The organism is Streptomyces sp. NPDC053542, assembly GCF_044544685.1.
Lineage (GTDB): Bacteria > Actinomycetota > Actinomycetes > Streptomycetales > Streptomycetaceae > Streptomyces.
This window is the reverse complement of the sequence record NZ_JBITXL010000009.1, coordinates 350,546-374,733: the sequence shown is the minus strand read 5'-3', so window position 1 is coordinate 374,733 and position 24,188 is coordinate 350,546. Positions and strand designations below refer to the sequence as shown.

21 protein-coding genes are annotated in these 24,188 nt (G+C 71.9%); 14 read left to right on the top strand and 7 right to left on the bottom strand.

From position 1 onward, the window contains the following. Positions 1 to 40 precede the first annotated feature (40 nt). The 6 genes from mftE to ACIGXO_RS26085 all read left to right on the top strand — a co-directional run bounded on the left by mftE (position 41) and on the right by ACIGXO_RS26085 (position 6,436). Entirely contained in the window at positions 41 to 778 is a 738-nt protein-coding gene (gene mftE / locus ACIGXO_RS26110) for a mycofactocin biosynthesis peptidyl-dipeptidase MftE (protein WP_399791525.1), read from the top strand. Next, positions 775 to 1,608: a mycofactocin-coupled SDR family oxidoreductase gene (locus ACIGXO_RS26105; protein ID WP_399791523.1), complete on the top strand. Its 834-nt coding sequence runs from the start codon at positions 775 to 777 to the stop codon at positions 1,606 to 1,608. Before mftE ends, ACIGXO_RS26105 begins: the two co-directional genes overlap by 4 nt. Next, complete coding sequence (mftF, locus tag ACIGXO_RS26100; protein ID WP_399791521.1) at positions 1,605 to 3,122, top strand: mycofactocin biosynthesis glycosyltransferase MftF; 1,518 nt, start codon at positions 1,605 to 1,607, stop codon at positions 3,120 to 3,122. Before ACIGXO_RS26105 ends, mftF begins: the two co-directional genes overlap by 4 nt. Positions 3,123 to 3,228: 106 nt before the next feature. Further along, entirely contained in the window at positions 3,229 to 5,160 is a 1,932-nt protein-coding gene (acs, locus tag ACIGXO_RS26095) for an acetate--CoA ligase (RefSeq protein ID WP_399791520.1), read from the top strand. Positions 5,161 to 5,208: 48 nt separating this feature from the next. After that, on the top strand, positions 5,209 to 5,799 hold the full coding sequence (locus ACIGXO_RS26090) for an adenylate kinase (RefSeq protein ID WP_399791518.1): 591 nt from the start codon (positions 5,209 to 5,211) through the stop codon (positions 5,797 to 5,799). 169 nt (positions 5,800 to 5,968) lie between these two features. After that, positions 5,969 to 6,436, top strand: coding sequence for an ATP-binding protein (locus tag ACIGXO_RS26085; protein WP_399791516.1), 468 nt, complete (start codon positions 5,969 to 5,971; stop codon positions 6,434 to 6,436). 75 nt (positions 6,437 to 6,511) lie between these two features. Here the strand turns inward: ACIGXO_RS26085 and ACIGXO_RS26080 are convergent, their stop codons facing one another. Both ACIGXO_RS26080 and ACIGXO_RS26075 read right to left on the bottom strand, forming a co-directional pair. Next, positions 6,512 to 7,186, bottom strand: a complete 675-nt coding sequence (locus ACIGXO_RS26080) for a UdgX family uracil-DNA binding protein (RefSeq protein ID WP_399791514.1) — start codon at positions 7,184 to 7,186, stop codon at positions 6,512 to 6,514. 137 nt (positions 7,187 to 7,323) lie between these two features. Continuing rightward, complete coding sequence (locus ACIGXO_RS26075) at positions 7,324 to 8,532, bottom strand: cytochrome P450 (RefSeq protein ID WP_399791512.1); 1,209 nt, start codon at positions 8,530 to 8,532, stop codon at positions 7,324 to 7,326. A gap of 193 nt (positions 8,533 to 8,725) precedes the next feature. Between ACIGXO_RS26075 and ACIGXO_RS26070 the strand changes: the two genes are divergently transcribed. After that, on the top strand, positions 8,726 to 9,406 hold the full coding sequence (locus ACIGXO_RS26070) for a helix-turn-helix domain-containing protein (RefSeq protein WP_399791510.1): 681 nt from the start codon (positions 8,726 to 8,728) through the stop codon (positions 9,404 to 9,406). Between the two features lie 44 nt (positions 9,407 to 9,450). Here the strand turns inward: ACIGXO_RS26070 and ACIGXO_RS26065 are convergent, their stop codons facing one another. Next, complete coding sequence (locus ACIGXO_RS26065) at positions 9,451 to 10,449, bottom strand: AraC family transcriptional regulator (protein WP_399791508.1); 999 nt, start codon at positions 10,447 to 10,449, stop codon at positions 9,451 to 9,453. A 353-nt stretch (positions 10,450 to 10,802) separates the two neighbouring features. On the opposite strand from ACIGXO_RS26065, the gene ACIGXO_RS26060 reads away from it, so the two are divergent. Next, positions 10,803 to 13,058 carry an ATP-binding protein gene (locus ACIGXO_RS26060; RefSeq protein ID WP_399791506.1) on the top strand — a complete coding sequence of 752 codons (2,256 nt, stop codon included), beginning with the start codon at positions 10,803 to 10,805 and terminating at the stop codon, positions 13,056 to 13,058. A 116-nt stretch (positions 13,059 to 13,174) separates the two neighbouring features. Here the strand turns inward: ACIGXO_RS26060 and ACIGXO_RS26055 are convergent, their stop codons facing one another. After that, entirely contained in the window at positions 13,175 to 13,744 is a 570-nt protein-coding gene (locus ACIGXO_RS26055) for an EF-hand domain-containing protein (RefSeq protein ID WP_399791504.1), read from the bottom strand. Positions 13,745 to 13,931: 187 nt separating this feature from the next. Between ACIGXO_RS26055 and cqsA the strand changes: the two genes are divergently transcribed. Next, on the top strand, positions 13,932 to 15,095 hold the full coding sequence (gene cqsA, locus ACIGXO_RS26050) for an alpha-hydroxyketone-type quorum-sensing autoinducer synthase (protein WP_399791502.1): 1,164 nt from the start codon (positions 13,932 to 13,934) through the stop codon (positions 15,093 to 15,095). A 249-nt stretch (positions 15,096 to 15,344) separates the two neighbouring features. Next, positions 15,345 to 16,037, top strand: a complete 693-nt coding sequence (locus ACIGXO_RS26045; RefSeq protein WP_399791500.1) for a TetR/AcrR family transcriptional regulator — start codon at positions 15,345 to 15,347, stop codon at positions 16,035 to 16,037. Between the two features lie 29 nt (positions 16,038 to 16,066). Here ACIGXO_RS26045 and ACIGXO_RS26040 read toward each other — a convergent pair whose 3' ends face one another. Beyond that, the gene (locus ACIGXO_RS26040) at positions 16,067 to 17,485 is read right to left on the bottom strand and encodes an LVIVD repeat-containing protein (RefSeq protein WP_399791580.1); all 1,419 of its coding nucleotides are present in this window, start codon (positions 17,483 to 17,485) and stop codon (positions 16,067 to 16,069) included. A 241-nt stretch (positions 17,486 to 17,726) separates the two neighbouring features. Between ACIGXO_RS26040 and ACIGXO_RS26035 the strand changes: the two genes are divergently transcribed. Both ACIGXO_RS26035 and ACIGXO_RS26030 read left to right on the top strand, forming a co-directional pair. After that, on the top strand, positions 17,727 to 18,461 hold the full coding sequence (locus tag ACIGXO_RS26035; protein ID WP_399791498.1) for a DUF305 domain-containing protein: 735 nt from the start codon (positions 17,727 to 17,729) through the stop codon (positions 18,459 to 18,461). Positions 18,462 to 18,632: 171 nt separating this feature from the next. Further along, on the top strand, positions 18,633 to 20,000 hold the full coding sequence (locus ACIGXO_RS26030) for an FAD-dependent oxidoreductase (RefSeq protein WP_399791496.1): 1,368 nt from the start codon (positions 18,633 to 18,635) through the stop codon (positions 19,998 to 20,000). 149 nt (positions 20,001 to 20,149) lie between these two features. Here ACIGXO_RS26030 and ACIGXO_RS26025 read toward each other — a convergent pair whose 3' ends face one another. Next, positions 20,150 to 20,821 carry a response regulator gene (locus ACIGXO_RS26025; protein WP_399791494.1) on the bottom strand — a complete coding sequence of 224 codons (672 nt, stop codon included), beginning with the start codon at positions 20,819 to 20,821 and terminating at the stop codon, positions 20,150 to 20,152. Between the two features lie 166 nt (positions 20,822 to 20,987). Beyond that, the gene (locus tag ACIGXO_RS26020; RefSeq protein WP_399791491.1) at positions 20,988 to 21,392 is read right to left on the bottom strand and encodes an ArsR/SmtB family transcription factor; all 405 of its coding nucleotides are present in this window, start codon (positions 21,390 to 21,392) and stop codon (positions 20,988 to 20,990) included. Positions 21,393 to 21,789: 397 nt separating this feature from the next. On the opposite strand from ACIGXO_RS26020, the gene ACIGXO_RS26015 reads away from it, so the two are divergent. Both ACIGXO_RS26015 and ACIGXO_RS26010 read left to right on the top strand, forming a co-directional pair. Further along, the gene (locus ACIGXO_RS26015) at positions 21,790 to 22,842 is read left to right on the top strand and encodes a hypothetical protein (RefSeq protein WP_399791488.1); all 1,053 of its coding nucleotides are present in this window, start codon (positions 21,790 to 21,792) and stop codon (positions 22,840 to 22,842) included. A gap of 52 nt (positions 22,843 to 22,894) precedes the next feature. Then, a complete protein-coding gene (locus ACIGXO_RS26010; protein ID WP_399791485.1) occupies positions 22,895 to 24,163 on the top strand; it encodes an FAD-dependent monooxygenase in 1,269 nt (422 codons plus the stop codon). Positions 24,164 to 24,188 lie beyond the last annotated feature (25 nt).

Sequence of the window (24,188 nt, the reverse complement as noted above, 5' to 3'; positions counted from 1 at the left end):
CACCGGGAGAACACGCCGTTCGGTACCGGGAGAACACGCCATGAGTAACCACCTCGCGGACCTGGCCTGGCCGAATCTGACGGGCCGTCGCCCGCTCGTGCTGCTGCCGCTCGGCTCCTGCGAGCAGCACGGTCCGCACCTCCCGCTGGACACCGATGCCGCGGTGGCCTCGGCGGTCGCCGAGCGGGCCGCCGCCCGGCTGCGCGGCGAGCTGGACCTCGTGATCGCACCGGTACAGCCCTACGGGGCCAGCGGCGAGCACGAGGGCTTCGCCGGCACGGTGTCCATCGGCCATGTCGCGCTGCGGATGCTGGTCACCGAGATCGGCCGCTCGATGCTGCGCTGGGCGGGCCGCCTGCTGGTGGTCAACGGCCACGGCGGCAATCTGACGAGCCTGGCCGACGCGGTGACCGGGCTGCGCGGCGAGAGCCGGGACGTGGCCTGGTGGCCGTGCGTCCCGCGCGGCTCCGACGCGCACGCGGGCCGCACCGAGACGTCCATGATGCTGCGGCTGCGGCCCGAGGGCGTACGCCGGGAGCGGGCCGTCGCCGGGCCGACCGAGCCGATCCACCTGCTGATGGAGCGGCTGGTGCGCGACTCCGTGCGCGGCGTGAGCCCCTCCGGCGTCCTCGGCGACCCGGAAGGGGCCGGTGCGAGCGAAGGGGAGCGGCTGCTGGAGCGGATGGCGGCGGGCCTCGCCGACGCCATCCGGGGCTGGCAGGTGTCCGACCGGGGCCGGCTGGGCGGCGCGGACCTCGCACAGGGAGCCTCCCGATGACCGGCCCGGTGACCGGCTCGATCACCGGCCAGGCGACCGGCTCGATGACCGGCCGCCGGGTCGCCGTCGTGACCGGCGCCGCCCGGGGCATCGGGGCCGCGACCGTGACGCGGCTGGCGGAGGACGGCTGGGCGGTGGTCGCGGTGGACCGCTGCGCGGACGATCCCGACGTCCCGTACCCACTGGCCGGGCCCGGCCAACTGGACGCGCTGGCGCAGGAGTTCCCGCTGGTGCGGGCCGTGCACGCGGACGTGCGGGACGCGGCCGCGGTGCGGGACGCCGTGGAGCTCGCCGAGACGGAGTTCGGCGGGCTGGACGCGGCCGTGGCCGGCGCGGCCGTGCTGCTCGGTGGCGGCCCGGTGTGGGAGCACTCCGACGCCCACTGGCGGACCCTGCTGGACGTGGACGTGCTGGGCGTCGTCCATCTCGCCCGGGCCGCCGTTCCCGCCCTGCTGCGCCGGCCGCGGCCGCGCACCGGCCGGTTCGTCGCGCTCGCCTCGGCCGCCGCGCACCGCGGGCTGTGGGGACTGGGCTCGTACTGCGCGGCCAAACACGCCGTGCTCGGGCTGGTCCGCTCCCTCGCCTGCGACCTGCGGGGCACCGGCGTGAACGCGGTCGCCGTATCGCCGGGATCCACCCGGACGGACATGCTGCGGGCCACCGCCGACCTGTACGGCCTGACAGATGAGCAGGAGTTGGCCGAACACCAGCTGCTGCAACGGCTGTTGGAGCCCGAAGAGGTCGCCTCCGTCATCGCCTTCGCGTGCTCGGAAGCGGCCGCGTCGGTCACCGGAACCGTGCTGCACGCCGATGGGGGGTTCGCCGGATGACCACCGCACCCGGCCTTCCGCCGCCCCCTGGTACCGGACTGCCGTACGGCTTCGGTGTCGCGCTCGACGGGCAGGTGCACCGGTCGCGCGACGGCCGGCTGCTGCTCGGCGGCTCGCCGCCGCGGCTGCTGCGGATCAGTGCCGCGGCGGCCCGGCTGCTGGCCGACGGCCGGTTCACGGTCACCGACCGGGCGACCGCTGCCCTCGCCCGGCGGCTGCTGGACGCCGGAGCGGCCCATCCGCGCCCGCCCGCGCACGCGCCGGGCCGGGCCACGGTCGTCATCCCCGTACGGGACCGGGCCGACCTGCTGGACCGGCTGCTGGCCGACCTGCGCGCCGACCCGCAGACGGCGGACCTGCCGGTACTGGTGGTGGACGACGGCTCCCGGAACCCGGCCCCCGTGGCCGATGCGGCCCGCAAGCACGGCGCCCGGCTGCTCGTCCACCCGCACAACCGCGGCCCGGCGGCCGCCCGCAACACCGGACTGCGGCACGCCCGTACCCCCTATGTGGCGTTCTGCGACTCCGACGTGCGGCCCGAGGCGGGCTGGCTCGCACCGCTGCTGGCCCAGTTCGCGGACCCGGCGGTGGCGCTCGCCGCGCCCAGGATCGTCGCGGTTCCGGTGCCCCGCCCTGGCCGCCTGGACCGGTACGAGGAGGTCCGCTCCCCTCTGGACATGGGCGCACGGGAGGGCCCGGTCGTCCCGCTGTCCGCGCTCGCCTACGTGCCCAGCGCCACCATCGTGGTCCGCAGGTCCGCCATCGGTACGGGCTTCGCCCCCACGATGCGGGTCGCCGAGGACGTGGACCTGTGCCACCGGCTGCACGCCGCCGGCTGGCGGCTGCGCTATGTACCGCAGTCCCGGGTGGGCCACCAGCACCGCACCGACCTGCGCAGCTGGCTCGCCCAGCGCGCCGGGTACGGCACCGGCGCGGCGGACCTGGCGCTGCGCCACCCGGGCCAGGTGCCACCGCTCTACAGCGCTCCCTGGTCGCTGGCCGCCTGTGCGCTGCTGCTGCGCGGCGGGCCGGTCCCGGTCACCGCGGCGGCGGCGCTGACCGCGGCATCCGCCGTACGCCTCACACGCCGGATGCCCGATGCCGACGCCCCCGTCCGCGCGGGGACGCTCCTCTCGCTCGCCGCGCTGCGCGGCACCGCGGAACAGCTGCTGCGCTGTGCCACCCGGCACCACTGGCCGCTCGCCGCGGCCGCCGCGGCGGGCAGCACCCGCGTCCGGTACGTACTGCTCGTGGCCGCCGTCGCCGAGGGGCTCGTCGACCACCGGCGGTCCGGCGCGGCGCTGGACCCGCTCACCTACACGGCGATCCGGCGGCTGGACGACCTCGCGTACGGGTGGGGGGTATGGCAGGGCGCCTGGCGCCGCCGCACCACGGCGCCACTGGTACCGCGCCTCGCCCGGTCCCGGCCGCCGAAGGGCCGCCGCGGCACCGCCCCGCCACCGGCCGCCGACCCCGCGCGCCAACCTCGCACCAACCTTGCCCGGCAACAGTGAGCCCGTCGCGGGCGGGCGCAGCCGCACGGCAGCACCGCTCGCACCGCACCCGTTGCCTCACCCTCAATCCGTACCCATCACCACGCTTATCCCCGGAGGCCCCCGCATGACCCGGCGAACGGACCGACACACTGCTGCCGAGGACCAGATCCCGGCCCCCGCCCCGGCAGACGACCGGGACGGGTTCTGGGCGGAGCAGGCCGCCCGGCTGCACTGGGAAACGCCGTGGACACGGGTGCTGGACTGGTCGGACGCACCGTTCGCGCGGTGGTTCGCCGATGGCCGGCTGAACGTGGCGTACAACTGCGTGGACCGGCACGTCGAGGCGGGCCACGGCGAGCAGGTCGCCATCCACTGGGAGGGCGAGCCGGGCGACACCCGGACCATCACCTACGCCGACCTGCAGCGCGAGGTGTCCAGGACCGCCAATGCCCTGCTCTCCCTCGGCCTGACCACCGGCGACCGGGTCGCGATTCAGCTGCCGATGATCCCCGAAGCGGTGTTCGCGATGCTGGCCTGCGCCCGGCTCGGGCTGCCGCACAGCGTCGTCTTCGGCGGTTTCTCCCCCGCCGCGCTGCAGTCCCGGATCGAGGACGCCGAGGCGAAGCTGCTGATCACCGCGGACGGCCAGTACCGCAGGGGCCAGGCGGTGGCCATGAAGGACGGCGCGGACGAGGCGGTGGCGCAGGCACCGAGCATCGAGCACGTCCTGGTCGTCCGCCGTACGGGCTCGGCGGTGGCCTGGACCGAGGGCCGGGACCTGTGGTGGCACGAGCTGGTCGACGCCCAGGCCGACACGCACCGCCCCGAGGCATTCGACGCCGAGCACCCGCTCTTCATCCTCTACACCTCCGGCACCACCGGAAAGCCCAAGGGCATTCTGCACACCTCCGGCGGCTACCTCACCCAGGCCGCCTACTCCCACCGCGCGGCCTTCGATCACCGGGCCGGGCAGGACGTGTACTGGTGCACCGCCGACATCGGCTGGATCACCGGGCACTCGTACATCGTGTACGGGCCGCTGGCCAACCGCGCCACCTCGGTCATGTACGAGGGCACCCCCAACACCCCGCACGAGGGTCGGCACTTCGAGATCATCCAGAAGTACGGCGTCTCGATCTACTACACCGCGCCCACCCTCATCCGCACCTTCATGAAGTGGGGCGAGGACATCCCGGCGCGCTACGACCTCAGCTCGCTGCGGGTGCTGGGCAGCGTCGGTGAGCCGATCAATCCGCAGGCGTGGCTGTGGTACCGGGAGCACCTCGGCGGCAACCGCACGCCGGTCGTCGACACCTGGTGGCAGACCGAGACCGGCGCGATCATGATCGCGCCGCTGCCCGGGAACGGCGCAGCGCCCAAGCCCGGTTCGGCACAGACCCCGCTGCCCGGCATCTCCGCCAAGGTCGTCGACGACCAGGGCGTCGAGGTCGGCAAGGGCGAGTCCGGCTATCTGGTGCTGGACCGCCCCTGGCCGGCGATGCTGCGCGGCGTCTGGGGCGACGCGGAGCGGTACCGGGAGACGTACTGGTCCCGCTTCGCCCAGCAGGGTTACTACTTCGCCGGGGACGGCGCGCGGTACGACGAGGACGGCGACATCTGGCTGCTGGGCCGGGTGGACGACGTCATGAACGTCTCCGGGCACCGGATCTCCACCGCCGAGGTGGAGTCGGCGCTGGTCTCCCACCCGAGCGTCGCGGAGGCCGCGGTGGTCGGCGCGACGGATGCCACCACCGGGCAGGCCATCGTCGCGTTCGTCATCCTGCGCGGAAGCGCGACGGACGGCTCGGCGGAGGGCTCGGATGTGATCACCGCGCTGCGGAACCACGTGGCGCAGGAGATCGGCCCGATCGCCAAGCCCCGGCAGGTCATGGTCGTGCCGGAGCTCCCCAAGACCCGCTCGGGCAAGATCATGCGCCGGCTGCTGCGGGACGTGGCGGAGCAGCGGGAGATCGGGGACGTCACCACGCTCGCCGACGCGTCCGTCATGAACCTGATCAACAACGGCGTCGGCGACCGCGCCGCGCAGAGCGACTGACTCCCCCTCGCGCTCTCCTCTCCCACTCCAGAAAGGCACCCTCCCCAGATGCGACTCGTCCTCATCGGCCCGCCGGGCGCGGGCAAGGGCACCCAGGCAGCCATCCTCGGCACCGCCCTGGGCGTCCCCCACATCTCGACCGGCGATCTGTTCCGGGAACACGTCGGCGGCCGGACCCCGCTGGGCCGCCGGGCCGCGGAGTATCTGGACGCGGGCGCCCTGGTCCCCGACGGCGTGACCAACGCGATGGTCCGGGAGCGGCTGGCGGCCCCCGACACCGCCAGGGGTTTCCTGCTCGACGGCTTCCCGCGGACGACGGCGCAGGCCGATGTCCTGGCGGAGGTGCTCGCGGCCCAGGGGCAGCAGCTCGACGCCGTGGTGGAGTTCGACGTACCGGAGGACGTGGTGGTCCAGCGGCTGCTGAGCCGCGGCCGCACGGACGACACCGAGCAGGTCATCCGGCACCGCCTGGAGGTCTACCGCAGCCAGACCGCACCGCTGCTCGGCTACTACGAGGGCCTCCTCCTGACCGTCCCCGCCACCGGTTCCGTGGAGGACATCGCCGAGCAGGTCCTCGACGCCCTCGACGCCGTACGGGAGCGCCGCGAGGCGTGGTCCGCCTCGCGGCGGGCCTCCTGAGTGGCAGCAGCCCCCGCCTCCGCCCCCTCCGAAAGGAGGGGGCGTTTTCACCCCCTCGCTCAGCTACGGAGCGCGACGCCGATGCGTAGCGTCAGTAGTGAAGCAGTGACCAGGCGATGCGCAAACGCTACGCCGCCCCGTCCCCCTCCCGCACACTCCGGGGTCGATCATGAGCATCACAACCCTCAGCCCCGCCCGAACGGCGCCGCCCGTGGCTCCCCTCGGCCACCGGACCGGCCCCGATCACCAGGCCGTCCTGTCGCTGCCGGCCGAGGTCCGCTGGGTTCCGGTGGCACGCCGCTGCGTCGGGGCCGTCCTGGCCCAGTGGCGGTTCCCGTCCGAAGGCCGCGAGTCCGCCGAGCTCATCGTCGACGAACTCACCGCGAACGCCGCTCAGTACGGCCGCCGCGACATGACCGTCCGGCTGTCCCTGACCGCCGGGACCCTGCGGATCTCGGTGACGGACTCCGGCGTCCCGGTCGTGCCCCGGCCGCCCCGGGACGCCGACCCCGACGAACACGGCCGGGGCCTGGCCATCGTCGAACTCCTCGCCCACGAGGTGCGGATGAGCCAGGGCCCGCTGGGCCGACGGGTCAGCGTCGTCCTCCGCGCGGCCACCACGACCACGGGAACGTGAGCGGGACGAACGGGAACGTGAGTGGGACAAGCGGAGTGGGACAAGCGGAGTGGGACAAGTGGAGTGGGAAAAGCGCTAGGACTTGCCGTCCAGCGCGCCCGCCACGACACGCAGGTCCGACACCAGTCCCGCGAACGCCGCCTCGCGGTCATCGGACCGCAGAATCGCCGACGGGTGGAGTGTGGCGACGACGAACCGCCCGCCATCCCTCTCTCCCTCTTGCGGGAAGGGAATGAGCGTGCCCCGGTCCTTCGTCACCCGGAACGACGACCCCAGCAGTGCCTTGCCGGCCGTCGCCCCGAGTGCCACCACCACCTCCGGGTCGACCAGGTGCAGCTCGGCGTTGAGCCAGGGACGGCAGGCCGTCATCTCCCGCAGGCTCGGTGCCTTGTGGATGCGGCGCTTGCCCCGCGTCGCGGTGGTGAACTTGAAGTGCTTCACCGCGTTGGTGACGTACGCCTGATCCACGTCGATGGCGGCCTCCTGCAACGCCTTCCGCAGGAGGCCGCCGGCCGGCCCGACGAACGGCTCTCCCTGGCGGTCCTCCTGGTCCCCCGGTTGCTCGCCGACGAGCATGACGCGCGCCGAGGTACTGCCCGCTCCGAAGACGGTCTGGGTGGCGTCCTGGAACAGCGGACAGCCCTGACACTCCGCGGCGGACCGCCGAAGCGCCGCAAGCCCTCCGCGCCGGGGCAGGAACGGTGTGGCGTCGTACTGCTGCCCTGCGGAGTCGCTACCGCTTCCGGTCATCGGTGTCATCTCCCGAGTCGTTCTGCCAGTGGCTCTGCCGCGCTGCCTACCCCAGTACCCCCGAACTCCGGACCATCTTCGCCGCGCTCCCCCGCCATCGCAGCCGGACACGCCCACACCCATTGGACGGCTCGCGGTCACACGTCCCAGGTCACCGGAAGGCTCTTCACCCCGTAGATGTCCGCGCTCTCCGGACGCAGGGCGACCTCTTCGGCCGGTACGGCCAGGCGCAGCGTGGGGAAGCGGGCGAACAGGGCGGAGAACGCGACCCGCATCTCGACGCGGGCCAGCTGCTGGCCCAGGCACTGGTGGATGCCGTGGCCGAAGGCCAGGTGCCCGCCGTCCTGCCGCCGGAGGTCGAGCACGTGCGGGTCGGCGAAGCGCTCGGGGTCACGGTTGGCGGTGTGGTACGAGAGGATCACGGGCGTGCCGGCCTCGATGACCTGGCCGCCCAGCTCGACGTCCTCCAGCGCGGTCCGCATGAACGTCTTGGCGACGCTCAGATACCGCAGCAGCTCCTCCACGCCCTGATCGGCGAGCGCGGGATCGGCCCGCAGCGCGGCCAGTTGCGCCGGATTCTCCAGCAGCGCGAAAGTGCCCAGCGCGAGCATATTGGCGGTGGTGTCGAACCCGGCCGCCAGCAGAATCAGACCGATGCCCTTCAATTCCTCATCGGTCAGATCGCTGTCGGTGAGATCGCTGAGCACATCGTCGGTGGGGTGCGCACGCTTGGCGGCCACCAGCTCCGCGAGGTAGTTCTGGACCGCGGTGTAGGCCGCTATCAGGTCCTCGTCACTGGTCTCCCCGTTCATGAACGAGTCGACGTGCCCCTGGAAGGACCCCCGGTCCTCGTACGGGACTCCCAGCAGCTCGCAGATGACGATGGCGGGGATGGGCTTGGCGAACGCGGTCACCAGGTCGGCCGGCGGTCCGGTCTTCGCCATGGCGTCCAGGCAGTCGGCGGTGACCTGCTCGACGCGCTCGGTGAGCAGCCGCATCCGCCGTACGGTGAACTTGCCCATCAGCGGCTTGCGGTAGCGCCGGTGCTCCGGGTCGTCCATGAGGAGGAACTCGCCGGGCGACGCCGGCGGGACCTCGATGTCGCCGTAGTCGATGGTCGGGTGATAGCGCATGAGCTCCTTGCGCGAGCTGAACCGCGGGTCGGCCAGCACCGATCTGACCAGGTCGTACCCGGTGATCAGCCAGCCTTCCTTCCCGCCGGGGAAGACGTAGCGGCTGAGGGGACCGTGCCGGCGGGCGTCGGTCAGCTCGGCCGGCGGGTCGAAGGGGCAGCCGGACCGACGCGCCGTCGGCAGCGTCGTAACGGTGTGGACGGATTCACCCATGACCATTCCTCATCTCGCGACAGTACGTGTTTTGCATATCTCGAAAGCTACGTTGCATTCACAACTCCGTCAATCAACATAAAAGCAACTCCCCCTGTTTTCCCAGGTACATGGCGGCAAATTGATGCAATGACCCTGCGCTCGAATGCAACGCCACGTTGCAATGATTGATACCGAAGGCAATACTGGCGGCATGCCAGGAGGACGACTGACCCAGCAGGACCGCCAGCGCATCGCCGCCGGACTCGCCGACGGGCTCTCGTACGCCGAGATCGCCAGACGCCTCGACCGGACGACCTCGACGATCAGCCGGGAGGTCGCACGCAACGGCGGCCCCAGCGGCTACCGGCCGCAGCAGGCGCACCAGGCGACGGTCCAGCGGGCGCGGCGTGGCACACGCACACCGGCACCCCCGCGCGCGGCCGGTGTGCCGAGCGGCGCGGTGGAAGAGGAGATCATCGAGCTGGCGGTCAGGTCGGGGATGCCGAGGATGACCGCGCGCGTACACGTCGACCTGCTGCTGTCCGAGGACGGCAGACGCACCGCGGCCGAACTGACCCGCAGACTCAACGTCAGCCCGGCCTCCGTCTCCGTGGCCGTCAACTTCCTGGTCGAGCACGGCTATGTCCGGCGCGAGCGCGATCCACAGCGGCGCCGCGACATCTACGTGATCGACGACGACGCCTGGTACCACTCGATCGTCGTCAGCTCACAACAGACACTCGCTTCGGCGCAGGCCGCGCTGGCAGCGGCGGAGACCATCGGCCTCGACAGCCCCGTGGGACAACGGCTGTCCAGAGCCGGCACGTTCCTGGAACGAGTCATCCAGGACATGCGGGAATCCGCCGACCGCTGGCGCTCCCTCCTGACGTGACGGGTCCGACGCTCCGCTGAACGGGCCAGCCCCGGCCGCCCGGTTCATTCTCGGTGCGTCTGCGTCTGCGTCTGCGTCTGCGTCTGCGAGGGCAGGACCCCATACCTGGCCCGGTAGACGGAGGCGAAGCGGCCCAGATGGGTGAAGCCCCAGCGAGTGGCGACCTCGGTGACCGTGACGGGGGAATCGGGGCGGGACAGGTCGCGGTGCGCGCCCTCCAGGCGCAGCTCGCGCAGGTACGCCATCGGCGTGGTCTCCAGATGCTGCCGGAACCCGGCCTGCAGGGACCGCGGGGCGACGCCGGCGATCCTGGCCAGTTCGCGCACCGTGAAGGGGTGCGCGGGATCGGCCCGCATGGCGTCGATCGCCCGCTTGACCGGACGCGGGCAGGTGCGGGCCGCCGGTTCGGCGAGCTCCTCCTGGTACTGGTGCGGGGTGGCGTAGAGCAGTGTGGTGAGAACGGCCTCGGCGAGCGAGGCGGCCGGGATCCGCTGCGTCAGCAGGCCCGTCGGAGTCCGTATCTCCCGCTCCAGGACCCGCGCCAGCCCGGCCAGCTGCCCACCGGCGCCGCCCGTCGGATCGAAGCCGCGCGCGAAACGCAACGGTCGCACCGAGTGGTCGAGGTACTCCTCCAGGGCGCCCTCCACCGCATGCCGGTCGAAGCCCAGGGACAGCACCTCGGCGCTGTCGAGCAGCTCCGCGGTGGCCAGTCCCATCGGCTCGATGACGGGTACCTCTCCCTCCGTGGCCGTGCAGGTGAACTCCTCACCGCGCTGGGTCTGCACCAGGCCGCCGGTGGCGACGAGGTTGACGTGGTAGGCGCCGAGACCTCCGGTCTCGATCAGGACATGGGGGCCGTACGACACGATGTTGGCGTTGACCGGCCCCAACTGCGCCCCGCAGATGTCCATGGCGAAACGCGACGCGCCGGCCAGCGGGTTCAGTGTCACGGGGTAGTGCATGACTTCGGCGACCAGGGCCCGAGCCCGGTCGACGTCACAGGTGCGGCGCAACAGCAGGCCGCCGTTCTGCTTCCCCGTCACAGCCGCCTCCAGCACGTCAAGCGCCGCCCCACCACGCAGCGACGAAACAACTACGCTGGGTACGCCCATACTAACGACCACGGCACTCGCCGTACGTCCTGTACCGGCGACCGGCAGCCACCGCCCAGCCGCCCCCACCGCCTCCGCCCTCAGCCACTCACCCCGGCTTCTCCACTTGGTCCACCCCGTCCACCTATCGGTCCGTCGCGGTCCGCAAGCGTCACTCACGCTCATTTCTTCCCTTGCCGGTGACGCCGAGCGGGAGGAGCCGAGAGGCTGCCGAAGACGGGTCCTGCGGTGTGCCCTGCGGGGCGCCGAGAGGACGACGAACGGACGGCGAAAGACGGACGATCGTGACCGGTGACGAACGGCGAGCGAGGAACGTACCCGGCGACCGGCCGGAGAACCAGCCTGCACACCTCCCCGGAAGCCTCCCCGTATTCAGGACGCGGCTGGTCGGGCGCCAGGCGGAACTGGCGGAGATCCAGCGGCTGTACGAGCGGGACGCGGGGGCACGGCTGGTGACCCTCACCGGGGTCGGCGGGGTCGGCAAGACCCGGCTGGCGCAGGCGGCCGCGGCCGACCTGCGGCCGTACTTCCGCGACGGGGCCTGGTGGGTGGAGTTGTCGCCCCTTCAAGAAGGCATGCTGCTGCCGCACGCGATCGGCCAGGCGCTCTCGGTGGCCAACGAGATCACCCGCCCGATGATCGAGGTGGTGGGCCATTACCTGGCCGGCCGGGAGCTGCTGCTCGTACTGGACACCTGCGAGCACCTCGTCGACGCCTGCGCGGCGGCTGCCCAGACCCTGCTGGCGGCCGCCCCCGGGCTGCGCATACTCGTCACCAGCCGCCGTCCGCTGGGCATGGCGGACGAACAGCTGGTCATGATCGACCCGCTGCCGGTGCCGGAGACCGACGACTGCGCGACGGCCGGGGCGGACGCAGCGGTACTGCTGGCCGAGCGGGCCGCCCAGGCCGTACCGGGCTTCGAGATCACCGATGCCAACAGGGCCGACGTACTGAGGCTCTGCCGACGTCTTGAGGGACTGCCGCTCGCCCTGGAGCTGGCCGCGGCCCGACTGCACGAGCTGTCCGTGCGGGAGTTGACCGAGAAGCTGGACGACCGGTTCGCCGTACTCGGCGCCGCACCCGACAGCGCCACAGCCGACGCCGAACCTCCCCCCAGTACGCCGCTTCCGTCCCGCGCTGGGCTGCGTCCGAGCATGGGGGTCCCCACGAGCAGCGAGGCCCCCACACCCCCCTGGCACCAGGCGCTGCGTACCGCCATCGGCTGGAGCCACGAACTGTGCACCCCGGCCGAGCGGCTGTTGTGGGCCCGGCTGTCCGTCTTCGCCGGCAGCTTCGACTCCGGGGCGGCCGGCCGGGTCTGCGCCGGTGTGCACCTTCCGTGCGAGGACGTCCCCGGCCTGCTGAGCGCGCTGGCAGAAAAATCGATTCTGATCTGGGTGCCGACCGCGGGCGAGGACCGCTACCGCATGCTCGACACCATCCGCGAGTACGGTGCGGCCTGGCTGCGCCGCCTCGGCGAGGAGGACCGGCTGCGCCGGCGCCACCGGCGCCTCTACCTGGCACTGGCCCGCCGCGGCGACGCCCTCTGGATCGGGCCGGGCCAGTACGCCTGGTACGACCGGGCGAACAGTGAGCACGCCAACTTCCGTACCGCGCTGGAATACACCCTGGCCCAGCGGGACGGGGCCACCGCACTGGAACTGGCCGGGGCGCTGTGGTTCTTCTGGTACCCCTGCGGACACCTCAAGGAAGGACAGCACTACCTGGAACGGGCCCTCGCCCTCGGCACCGATCCCAGCCCCGCCCGTAACAAGGCCCTGTGGGTCTGCAGCATGGTCCTGTTGTGCCAGGGCGATGCCGAGGCCGGTGCCGCCTGGGCCGGCCAGTGCGTCGCCGAGGCCGAACGGCTCGGTGACAACGGCGCGGCCACCACCGCCCGGGCGTGCTTGCTGGTTGCGGCGACCATGCGCGGCGACCGGCCGCGGGTGTTCTCCCTGTCGGGACAACTGCTCGCCATCACCTCACCGGAGGACGGTGAGCTCCTCGGACCGCTCCCCCTCGCCAGGCTGCTGGCCCGGGTGCTGGCGGGCATCGCGCTCACCGTCGACGGCCGTCCCGAGGAGGCCATCGCCATGCTGGAGGAAATGCGCACCGAGTGCGGACGGCACGGCGAGCAGTGGATGCGTGCCTACGGCGACGTCATGCGCGCCCACGCCGAACTGGCCTGCGGCCGACCCGAGACCGCGCTGCGCTACGCGCGGGCGGCCCTACGGGTCAAGCGGCGGCTGCACGACAGCCTGGGCTGCGCCCTGGCCCTGGACGTGCTCGCGGTGGCCACGGGCGCCCACGGCCAGAGCGGACGTGCCGCCTGGCTGCTCGGGCTGGCCCAGCACATCTGGCACACCATCGGCCTGCCCCAGGCAGGCATCCCGGAATTCGTCGCCGCCCGCCAGTCCTGCGAGCACCAGGCCCACAGCACCCTCGGCGACCACGCCTACAAGACCGCGTTCCACACCGGCTACGAAACCGCCCTCGACACCGGCATCGCGTACGCCCTCGATCCCGCGCAGCCTCAGTGAGTATCGGCCGCCCGGCTCACCTTGAAGAGCCGACACAAGGCCCGGACGCATCGGCAGACCTCTGGGGACCGCCTTCCGAGACGTACCGGACGGGGACCCAGGCCCCGAGCAGGGGCTCAGAGGGGCCCGAAGAGCCAGTTTCCGGGTGAGTCGGGGTCGCTGCTCGTGTAGTACTCCTCGGTGGCCTGCCGCAGCTCCTGCTCGTCCAGCTCTCCGCTGTCGTCCTGGTCCAGCTGCCGGAAGCCGTACTCCAGGTCCTCGGGCGTGATCCCGAAGGCCGACTCGTACATGAGCCGGTACTCGTCCACGTCGATCCGTCCGTTGCCGTTGACGTCGACGAGATCCATCCAAGCGGCGACGACCTCGCCGAGGTCGGCAAGGAACTTCTCCCGGTTGTCACTCGCGGCCGCCCGGAAGCCGCGGGTGAACTCGGCGACGTCCACATAGCCGTTGCCGTCGTCGTCCATCCCTGCGAGATGGTCCTGCCAGATCCGGCGCAAGGCGTTGCGCAGCCGCTCCTTGCGGGCGGGGTCGTCCCCCCTCTCGAAGGCCGCCGCCAGCCGGTCGGCGAGGACCAGCAGATCGCCCTCGACCAGCTCGCCGTTGGCGTCCGAATCCATCAGCTCGAAGGCCCGTTCCAGCTTGCGGTCGAGGATGTCGGTGGTCTTCGTGGTTGCTTCCGTCATGCGCCCTCCTCAGAACCCGGGACGGGTCGATTCCCGCCCGGCCGGGGGGAGGCATGCCCGTGCGCAAGCGACCGAACGCGCCCCGCGCGGGTGGTTTGCGGGGCGCGCGGTAGACCTGTGTGCACCCCATCGGGGTGACCTGTTCCCGGCCCGGAATGCCTGCCGCCGGGATGGGCACGCCCTCGGCATGGTCATCCCCATTCCGCCCCAGTCGCGCCACCGCGTAGACCGTTTCATCCGTTACCGGGTCCCCAAGGACTGGGGCGGAGACCACTTCTTCCGGGGGCGTCCCCCCGGACCGGACGCCGTGATCGTCGACAACAACGACTACCTGCACCTTGCTCGCGACCGCCGCATCATCGAGGCCATGACCGGACGGCTCGACGCCGCGGGCACCAGCACCCTGATGTCCGGCATCCTCCTCTTCGGCGACCATCCGCAGCTGTCCCTGGAGCGGGAGCTGGCCGCGCACATGGGTGCCCCGGCCGGCATCCTCTGCCAGTCCGGCTGGGCCGCCAACACCGGCCTGCTGCAGGCCATCGCCGATCCGTCGACACCGGTCTACATCGATGTCATCGCGCACATGTCCCTGTGGGAGGGGGCCCACGCGGCCCGGGCCAAGACCCGGCTGTTCCGCCACAACGACCTCGCCCACCTGCGCCGGCGCATCGCCGACCACGGCCCCGGCATCATCGCCGTCGACGGGGTGTACTCGTCGGACGGCAGCCTCGCCCCACTGGCGGAACTCGCCGCCATCGCCGCGGAGAGCAACTGCGTGCTGCTCGTCGACGAGTCGCACTCGCTGGGCGTGCACGGGGAGCGGGGCGAGGGCCTCGTCGCGGCGCTCGGCCTGCAGGACGCGGTGCACTTCCGCACCGTCAGCCTGTCGAAGGCGTTCGCCGGCCGGGCCGGACTGATCACCTGCTGCGACCCCGACTTCGTCGACTACTTCAAGCACGAGTCGTATCCAGCGGTATTCAGCTCCACTCTGCTGCCACACGATCTGGCCGGCCTGCAGGCCGCGCTCGCCGCCGTACGGGAGGACGGGTGGCGGCGCGACCGACTGAACCATGTCACCGAGTGGGTACGGCAGGAGCTGACGGCCGGCGGGATCGATCTGCACGGCTCGCAGACACAGATCCTCCCGCTGGAGGCCGGCACGGAGCTGCAGGCCATCAAACTGCGCGACGCGATGATGTCCCGCGGAGTGTTCCCGTCACCCTTCGGCCCGCCGGCCACCTCACGGCGCCGAGCGACGATGCGTGTGTCACTGCACGCCGGCCTCACCGACGCGGAGACGGAACGCTTGGTCGAGGTCTGCCTGGCCGTACGCCCGCTCCTCAGAGCCTGAGCTCGCCGCCCTCCATGTCGATCTTCCTCAGGTCGACGCGGTCGATGCGGTGGCGCTCCAAGATGGCGGCCTGACCAGCAAAAACACCGGCCAGAGGCCGTCGGAGCGGAAACGCGAAAACCTGCTTCGGGCGATCCCCCGCGTCGCCCGAAGCAGGCTGTTTGACCGGATACCGTCCCGGGGTGGGGCCGGTGGCCGGTTACTCGCTGAGTATATTGGCTGAGAGCCAGTCAACGCAGGAGTTACAGCATGTCCCCCCGCAGCGCATCGGTCAACGAAGAATTGCGGCGGCGTTCCCGGGAACGGCTGCTGCAGGCGACGGTCGAGCTGGTGGACGAGCGGGGGTATGAAGCGACGACGCTGGGGGACATCGCGGAGCGGGCCGGGTCGGCGCGTGGCCTGATTTCCTATTACTTTCCCGGTAAGCGGCAGTTGCTGCAGTCTGCCGTGCATCGGCTGATGCATCTGTCGCTGGAGGCCGGGCTGAGCCGGGAGCCGTATCCGGACGGGGCGGACGCCGGGCGGGAGTTGCTGGCCCGGGCGATCGACGCGATCCTCGGGCTGGCCCGGGACCGGCCGACGCTGATGCGGACGCACATGGCGGGGATTCTGACCGCCGAGGGGTTCATTCAGTGTCCGGAGCAGCAGCGGCTCGCGCAGTTGCTGCGGGACACGGTCGTGGCGTACGGCTCGGCCGATCCGGATACCGATTATCCGCTGCTGCGTGCGCTGCTCATGGGGGCCGTGGTCGCCGTGCTGTTGCCGGGCGCGCCGATGCCGGTCACCCGGCTGCGGGGTGAGCTGTTCCAGCGGTACGGGCTGGACTGGGAGCTCGGCGCCCCGCCGGACGGTGAGCGAGATGAGCAAGATGAGCAAGTACCGTCCGGCGGGATGGCGCCGAGCCGGGCGAGCCAGGCGCTGGTGATGCCCGGTCAGCAGTAGGCGGGGCCGTCAGTCGTAGCCGGGCCCCGTCAGCGGTAGTCGGGCTGGGTCTGGACGTTCAGTTCCGAGAGGTGGACCGAGCGGGCGTTGTCCGTGCGGCGGTCGTTGATCTTCAGGACGTCGAAGCCCTTGGCGATGTCGTTGGAGTAGATGTGGCCGTTGTAGTAGTACGCGGACCAGGCGCCGCCGGTGTTGAGGGTGTCGGCGGAGAGCGGGCCGCGTTCGAAGTAGCCGATCTCCTTGGGGGCGGTGGAGTCGGTGAAGTCCCAGATGGAGACGCCGCCCTGGTACCACGCCTGCACCATGATGTCGCGGCCCTTGACCGGGATCAGCGAGCCGTTGTGCGCGACGCAGTTCTCGGTGTCGGCCTGGTGGCGGGGGATCTTGTAGTAGCCGCGGAAGACCAGCTTGCGGTCGTCGCCCCTGCCGGTGATGTCGTAGATGCCGTCCGCGCCGCGGGTCGGGCCGGTCTTCTCGTTGCAGGTCGCGGCCACGCCGCCGCCCAACTCATCGGTGAAGACGACCTTCTTGCCGCTTTCGTTGAAGGTGGCGGAGTGCCAGAAGGCGAAGTTGACGTTGTCCTGGACGCGGTCGATGACCTTGGGTGCGGCCGGGTTCTTGATGTCGAGCAGGATGCCGTCGCCCATGCACGCGCCGGCCGCCAGCTTCAGCTCCGGGAAGGTGGTGAGGTCGTGGCAGCCCGTGGTCCTGGAGACGCCCGGGTTGGTGGGGCCGCCCGGGTTGCCGCCGTCGGGGAAGAGCACGGGGAAGTCGACGACCGCGGCCTTCTCGGGCGCCGAGCGCGGCACCTTGATCACGGAGATGCCGTCGTGCGGCGGCCGGCAGTCGGGGAACGTCTCGCTGGGTGAGTAGGAGGAGACGTAGATGTAGACGTTCTTGCCGTCGGGGGCCAGCGTGTGGGTGTGGGAGCCGCAGGCGGTCTCGACGGCGGCGACGTACTCGGGGTTCTCCTTGTCGCTGATGTCGAAGATCTTCATGCCCTCCCAGGAGGACTTCTCGGTCGCGGGCTGCGTGGTGCTGCTGCAGGAGTCGTCGCTGCGCGAGGAGTCGGTGGAGAGGAACAGCAGGTCCCCGGAGACCGAGACGTCGTTCTGGGAACCGGGGCAGAGGACCTGGCTGACGGTACGGGGTGCGCTGGGCCGGGAGATGTCGTAGATCGCGAAGCCGTCGTAGTTGCCCGCGAACGCGTACTTGCCCTGGAAGGCGAGGTCCGAATTGGTGCCCTTCAGCGCCGTCTTGGGGAGGTTGGCGAGGTGCTGGACGTTGTCGCTGTGGACGATCTCGTCCACGCCGGGGAGCTCGCCGTTCTCGATGGCCGCCTTGGTGTCGGCGCGCTGACTACTGCTCACTTCCCGTTGTACGGACGGGGAGTCGCCCGGGTCCGGAGTGGCGGCGGCCGGTCCGGCCGCGAACAGCGAGGCGACCAGGCCGCATGCGGCAACGGCCGCGCGGAGGTGCCCGCGGCGCGTGAGGGACCGGCGTGCGAGCGACCAGCCTGCGAGTGGTCTTCGTACCGTTGGTGCCGTGGATCTGTGCGTCGATGACGTCACAGCGTCCTCCCTTGAATCCGTCCGGGGTGGGGAACGGTTGTTCTGGGCCTGGGTTTGACCCTGGGTAGTATCGCGCTGCTCATGTACATCTCAATAGGGGGCAATGAAGATGTCATGCGTGAGCAACGAACGAGCCGTACGGAGACGGGAGTTGCGTGTGAAGCGTGCCAGGCGTTCCAGGAGACCCGCCGCCGGGATCGTCGCGGCCGTCGCCGTCGCGGTCCTCGGACTGAGCGGTTGCGAGGCGGGCGGCGGGCGGGACGACGCGGCCGCCGGTGACGCCGGGCAGCAGGTCATCGCGCCCGGGAAGCCCGGCGAACCGGCCCGTACGCTCTCCCCCGGCGAGGCACGCAAGGAAGTCGGCGACGACTCGCCGAACTCCGCCGACTTCTCGTACGTCCGGATGATGATCGAGCACCACGGGCAGGCCCTGGTGATGACCGGACTCGCGGACAAGCACGCCGAGTCGGCGACGGTGCGGCGGATCGCCGACCGGATCGACGCCGCCCAGCGGCCCGAGATCGACGCGATGAAGGGCTGGCTGACGACGCACGGCGGGCCGCGCGAGCAGCACGGGAAGCACGGGCACGAGGACCACGGTGATCAAGGTGTGGACCACGCGGCGATGCCCGGCATGGCCACCGACGCCCAGCTCGACCGGCTGCGCGCGGCCCGCGGCGAGCGCTTCGACGCGCTCTTCCTGAAGCTGATGATCACCCACCACCAGGGCGCGGTGACCATGGCGACGGATGTGCTCTCCGACGGCAACAACGTCAGCGTGGAGGAGATGGCGACCGACGTCATCGCCCAGCAGACGGCCGAGATCGACCGGATGCGGAAGGCGGCGCCGTAGGGATGTCGTAGGACCTGTCGTCCCGTGCGGCGGGCGGGGCCGGTGCGGGCGCACGTTTCGGATCATTCCCGTGGCGTTTTGCGCCACCCCAGGCGGCACATCCGCGCGGCACACTCCCCTCTACCGCACAGTGGTGCGATCCTGGAGACATCCCGCGGAAGGGGCCTCCCAGTGCTTCGTGTCGCAGTGATCGGATCGGGACCGAGCGGGGTCTACACCGCTCAGGCTCTCGTCCAGCAACAGGCCGTCCCGGACGTCGAGGTGTACGTCCTGGACCGGCTGCCATGCCCGTACGGCCTCGTGCGGTACGGCGTGGCGCCCGACCACGAGAAGATCAAGAGTCTGCAGCACACGCTCCGCACCGTGCTGGAACATCCACGGGTCCATTTCCTGGGCCACGTGGACGTCGGCACGGGCGGGCTCGACCACGCCGAGCTGCGCCGCATCTTCCACGCGGTGGTGTACTGCGTGGGCGCCGCCACCGACCGGCGGCTCGGCATCCCCGGCGAGGAGCTGCCGGGCAGCCGTTCCGCCACCGAGTTCGTGTCCTGGTACAGCGCGCATCCGGACGCGGCGGCGGCCGGCGGCTTCGCGCTCGGCAGGTCGTCCGCCGTGGTCATCGGCGTGGGCAATGTCGCCGTGGACGTGGCGCGCATCCTCGCCCGCGCGGCCGGTGATCTGGTGCCGACGGACGTACCGCAGCCCGCCCTGGAGGCGCTCGCCGGCAGCGGCGTGCGCGACGTCTGGATGGTGGGGCGGCGCGGCCCCACGCAGGCGAAGTTCACCACGAAGGAGCTGCGGGAGCTGGGCGCGCTGCCCGGCGCCGATGTGGTGGTACGCCCCGACGAGCTGGCGATGGACCCGGCGTGCGGCGCGGACCCGGGGGCGCTGCCGGCCGTGGTGCGCCGCAACGTCGACGTGCTGCGCGAGTGGTCGCAGCGGCCCGTGTCACCGCCCGACGGCCCGCGGCGCCGCATCCACCTGCGGTTCTACCTGCGTCCCGCCGAGCTGATCGGCGACCCGCGGGACGGCGTGCGGGCCGTGCGGTTCGAGCGGACGGCGCCGGACGGGCAGGGCGGGGTGCGCGGCACCGGTCAGTACGAGGACATCGAGGCGGGGCTGGTGCTGCGCTCGGTGGGGTACCGGGGTGTCGCGCAGCCGGGGCTGCCGTTCGACACGGAGACGGGGACGGTGCCGAACGCGGAGGGGCGGGTGCTGCGGGACGGCACGCCGTGTCCGGGCGAGTACGTCGCCGGGTGGATCAAGCGCGGGCCGACCGGGGTGATCGGTACGAACCGGCCGTGCGCGAAGCAGACCGTCGGCTCGCTGCTGGAGGACGCGCCGGGGCTGGCCGGGCGTGAGCTGCCGGAGGATCCGGTGGCGGCGCTGCGGCGGGCCGGGCAGCGGCCGGTGCCGTGGCCGGGCTGGCTGGGCATCGAGGCGGCGGAGGCGGCGCTGGGCCAGGAGCTGGGGCGTACGACCGTCAAGATCCCGGACTGGGACGGGCTGCTGGAGGCGGCGGCGCGGGCAGGACGGTGAGCGGGCGGGCCGGTGAGCGCGCGCCGGGACGGAGCCCGGACGGGGCGATGAGCGGGCGCGCGGCAGGGACCTGACGGTGGGGCGGCGACCGGGCGGCTCACCTCAGCTCGGTGACCGGGCGGCTCACCTCAGCTCGGTGACTGGGCGGCTCACCGCCGCTCGGCGCCGTGCAAGGGGGCCGGCGCGACCAGTCCGGCCCGGTCCGCGATCACCGCCGCCTGTACCCGGTTGAGCCCGCCCAGCTTCGCGAGCACCGCGCTGACGTGGTCCTTTATCGTGCCGTGCGCCAGGTGCAGGCGCAGCGCGATCTCGCCGTTCGAGAGGCCCTCGCCGACCAGCGCGAGCACCTGGCGTTCGCGGTCGGTGAGGCCGCTGACCCTGCGCGCCGCGGCCGCGTCCGGCTTGCCGCCGAGGTAGCCGCCGATCACGGCCGGGGTGACGCCGGGCGCGAGCACGCGGCCGCCGTCGGCCAGTACCCGTACGGCGTGCACCAGTTGCTCGGGGGCCGTGTCCTTCAGGAGGAAGCCCGCCGCCCCCTCCTGGAGTGCCGCGCCGAGGTACTCCTCGCCGTCGAAGGTGGTCAGCATCGCGGTCTTCGGGGGCCGCGGCAGGTCGCGCAGCCCGCGCAGGATGGTCAGCCCGTCCACGTCCGGCATCCGGATGTCCAGCAGCAGCACGTCCGGGCGGTGGGCCAGCAGCGTGGCCCGCGCCTCGGCTCCCCCGCAGGCCGCGACCACCTCGATGTCGGGTGCCGAGCCGAGGATCAGCCGCAGCCCGGAACGCACCAGTTCCTCGTCGTCCACGACCACGACCCGAATCACCCGAGCTCCTCGTCCCCGCTGCCGGCCGCACGCCTCAAAGCTCCCCGCGGCGCTTCCCGCGCTCGAGGTTACGGCAGGTAAGGGCCGCCCGAACGGGACCTGAAGACGAGATCGCGGGCCGCCCGCCCCCGCCGGTCGGCGGGGGCCAGGGAGGAGCGCAAGGACCTCAGGCCCGGCCGGCCGCTCCTGTCGCGGCCGCGCCCGCGCCGGTGCCGACACCGGCCGCCGCCTGCCGCCGGGCCGCGGTGAGGACGGTGTCCAGCAGGCCCGGGAAGAGGCCCTCCAGGTCGTCCCTGCGCAGCGCGTTCATCTTGGCCGTGCCGCGGTACGCCTGGGTGATCACGCCGTGTTCGCGCAGCACCCGGAAGTGGTGGGTGAGCGTCGACTTGCTGACGGGCGCGTCGAAGACCGAGCAGGAGCACTCCCCTTCGGCCTCGTCCAGCACCAGCACGATCCCGAGGCGGACGGGGTCGGCGAGCGCGTGCAGCACGTCCTCCAGCCGGATGGCGTCGCGGCTCGGGTGCGCCAGCACGCGCGGGGCGCCCCCGGACGGCGTCGAGGTGGCGGGCATGACGGCTCCTGTCGGTCGGCGCACGAGGGCCGGGCGGAACGAATGTACGAGACCCATCGTACTTCGCGGCCGCCCACCCCGCCAAGGGCTGCCGCCAACGTCGCACGCTCCTCCGCGCGCGGCGTGTTTCCGTCGTGTTCCGAGACGGCAGATCCGGGTGAACTCGCGCCGCACCCCTTGCCAAGGCGAGATCGTACGTGTTCGGATTATCTCCATCGGGACGCGCCGACCGGCGCTTCACCGCAGATCAGAGCATGATCAGAGCATGTTCGGCGGGCTCCTCACGCATGCCTGCGCACGCCTTGCGCAAGCCTCCGCCCGCTCCGCACGACGCACTCCACGGGCTCCCGAGCGAGCCCATGTCCCGTACGTTCCCCCGTACGTCCTTGGAGGACCCGTGTTCGATCTTTCCTCCGTCGACCTGCTCGACGCCTTCACCCGCGAACTGCGCCTGTGCAAGCTCCGCAGCGACGAGCACGTCGTCGTCCTCGCCGAGCCGGGCAGCCGCGGCGACTACGTGGCGGCCGCCTTCGGCGCCGCCAAGGCGTGCGGCGCCCACGTCATCGCCGCCACCGTGCCCGGCGGCACCCCGGCCCCCATGCCCAGCACGCACACCGGCGCGGGCCCGGGCCTGACTTCCGTACTCAACGACACCACGGCCCAGGACCTGCTGAAATCCGCCGACCTGGTCGTCGACCTGACTCGCGAGGGGTTCATCCACGCGCCCGTGCAGCAGGAGATCCTCAAGGCCGGCACGCGCATCATCTTCGTCTGCGACGCGCCCGACGTCCTCATCCGCAACCTCCCCGAGGAGGCGGACAAGGCGGCCGTACTGGAAGGTGTCGAGCTGCTGAAGCGGTCGTCCGTCATGCGGGTCACCTCCGACGCGGGCACCGACCTGACGGTGCGGCTCAGCGGCTCGAAGCCGGAGTTCCAGTGCGGCTTCGCGGACGATCCGGGGCGGTGGGACCACTGGCCCAGCACGATGGTGCTGTGCTGGCCGGAGATCTCCGACGGGCGGATCGTGCTCGGCGAGGGCGACATCCTGCTGCCGTTCAAGGAGTACGTGCGGGAGCCGGTCACGCTGGAGATCGCCGCGGGGCACATCGAGAAGGTGACCGGCGGCGCCGAGGCGAAGCTGCTGAACACCTTCTTCGAGGACGCGGACGACAAGTGGGGGCGCAGCCTCTCCCACATGGGGTGGGGCCTGATGCGTACGGCGGACTGGTTCGCCACCGCGATGTACGGCAAGGACGAGCTGATGGGCATGGACGCCCGGGCGTTCGCGGGGAACTTCCTGTGGTCCACCGGACCGCACCCGGTGCTGGGCCGCGAGTCGTACGCCCACCTCGACATCGCCATGCGCGGCTGCACCGTGTCGGTCGACGGCACCGATGTGGTGGTCGACGGCAGGCTCGCCGGCGACAGCAGGCTCACCGACGACGGCTGACGGGTCAGAATCCGCGTACCCCCGACATCGCCCCGATCGTCCTGGAGGAGAAGTGGTGCCCAGTCAGTCCTACGAAGTCACCGTCGTCGGCGGCGGTCTCGGCGGCATGACCGCCGCCCTGGCCCTGCGCCACCGGGGCCTGCGGGTCACGGTCCTGGAGCAGGCGCCGCAGCTGGGCGAGGTCGGCGCGGGCATCCAGACCGCGCCCAACGCCAGCCGGGTCCTCCTCGGGCTCGGCCTGCGCCGGCAGCTGGAGGCCATCCACACCGAGCCGCTGGACCAGGTCAGGCGGCGCTGGCAGGACGGCAGCGTCATCGGCCTCACGTCGCTGGGGCAGCACTGCAAGGACCGGTACAACGCCCCGTACTGGCACTACCACCGGGCCGACCTGCACCGCGTCCTCATGGAAGCCTGCCTCGACCCGGCGGGTCCAGGGCCTGCCGTGCAGGTCCACACCTCCAGCCGGGTCGCGGAGCTGGACCGGACCGACCCCGCGCGCCCGGTGGCCGTCACCGACGACGGCCGCCGGTACGCCGGGGACGTACTGATCGGCGCGGACGGCATCCGCAGCCGGGTGCGCGACCTGATGGGCGCGGCCGACACGCTGGAGTTCTCCGGCGAGATGGCGTTCCGGGCGCTGATCCCCGGCGATCTGATCGCGGCCGACCCCGCCACCCGCTGGCTGGTCGACCGGTACCAGAGCACCATCTGGTACGGCCCGGACCGGCATCTGGTCCACTACATGATCCGGCGCGGGGAGTTCCTCAACGTCGTCGCGTGCGTGCCCTGCACGGACGAGGTCGCCGAGAAGTGGACCGTCGCCGCGACCACGCAGGAACTCGTGGACGCGTTCCCCGGGTGGGACGACCGGGTGCCCGCGATGCTCTCCAAGGCCAAGGAGGACGTCAGCTGCTTCGCGCTGTACCACCGGCGGCGGGACCCGGTCTGGATGGACGGCCGTGTCGCGCTGCTGGGCGATGCCTGCCACGCGATGCTGCCGTATCAGGCGCAGGGCGCCTCGCAGGCGATGGAGGACGCGGCGGTGCTGGCCGAGGAGCTGGGCGGGGTGAACACCGGCGACATCGAGGCGGCGCTGCGCCGCTACGTCGGCCGGCGGGCCAAGCACGCCGGGATGGTGCAGGACGCCTCGCTGCAGAACAAGACCTTCTACCACTTCCCCGACGGGCCGGAGCAGCGCGCCCGGGACGAGCGGCTCCGGCGCTTCGAGGGCGAGTCCGACCTGCCCTACGAGTGGCTGTGGGGCGGCACCCCGCTCCACGACCCCGACGCCGTCGCCTTCTCCTACCCGTTCGCCCGCTGACCGCCATCAGTTCGCGCGCTGACCC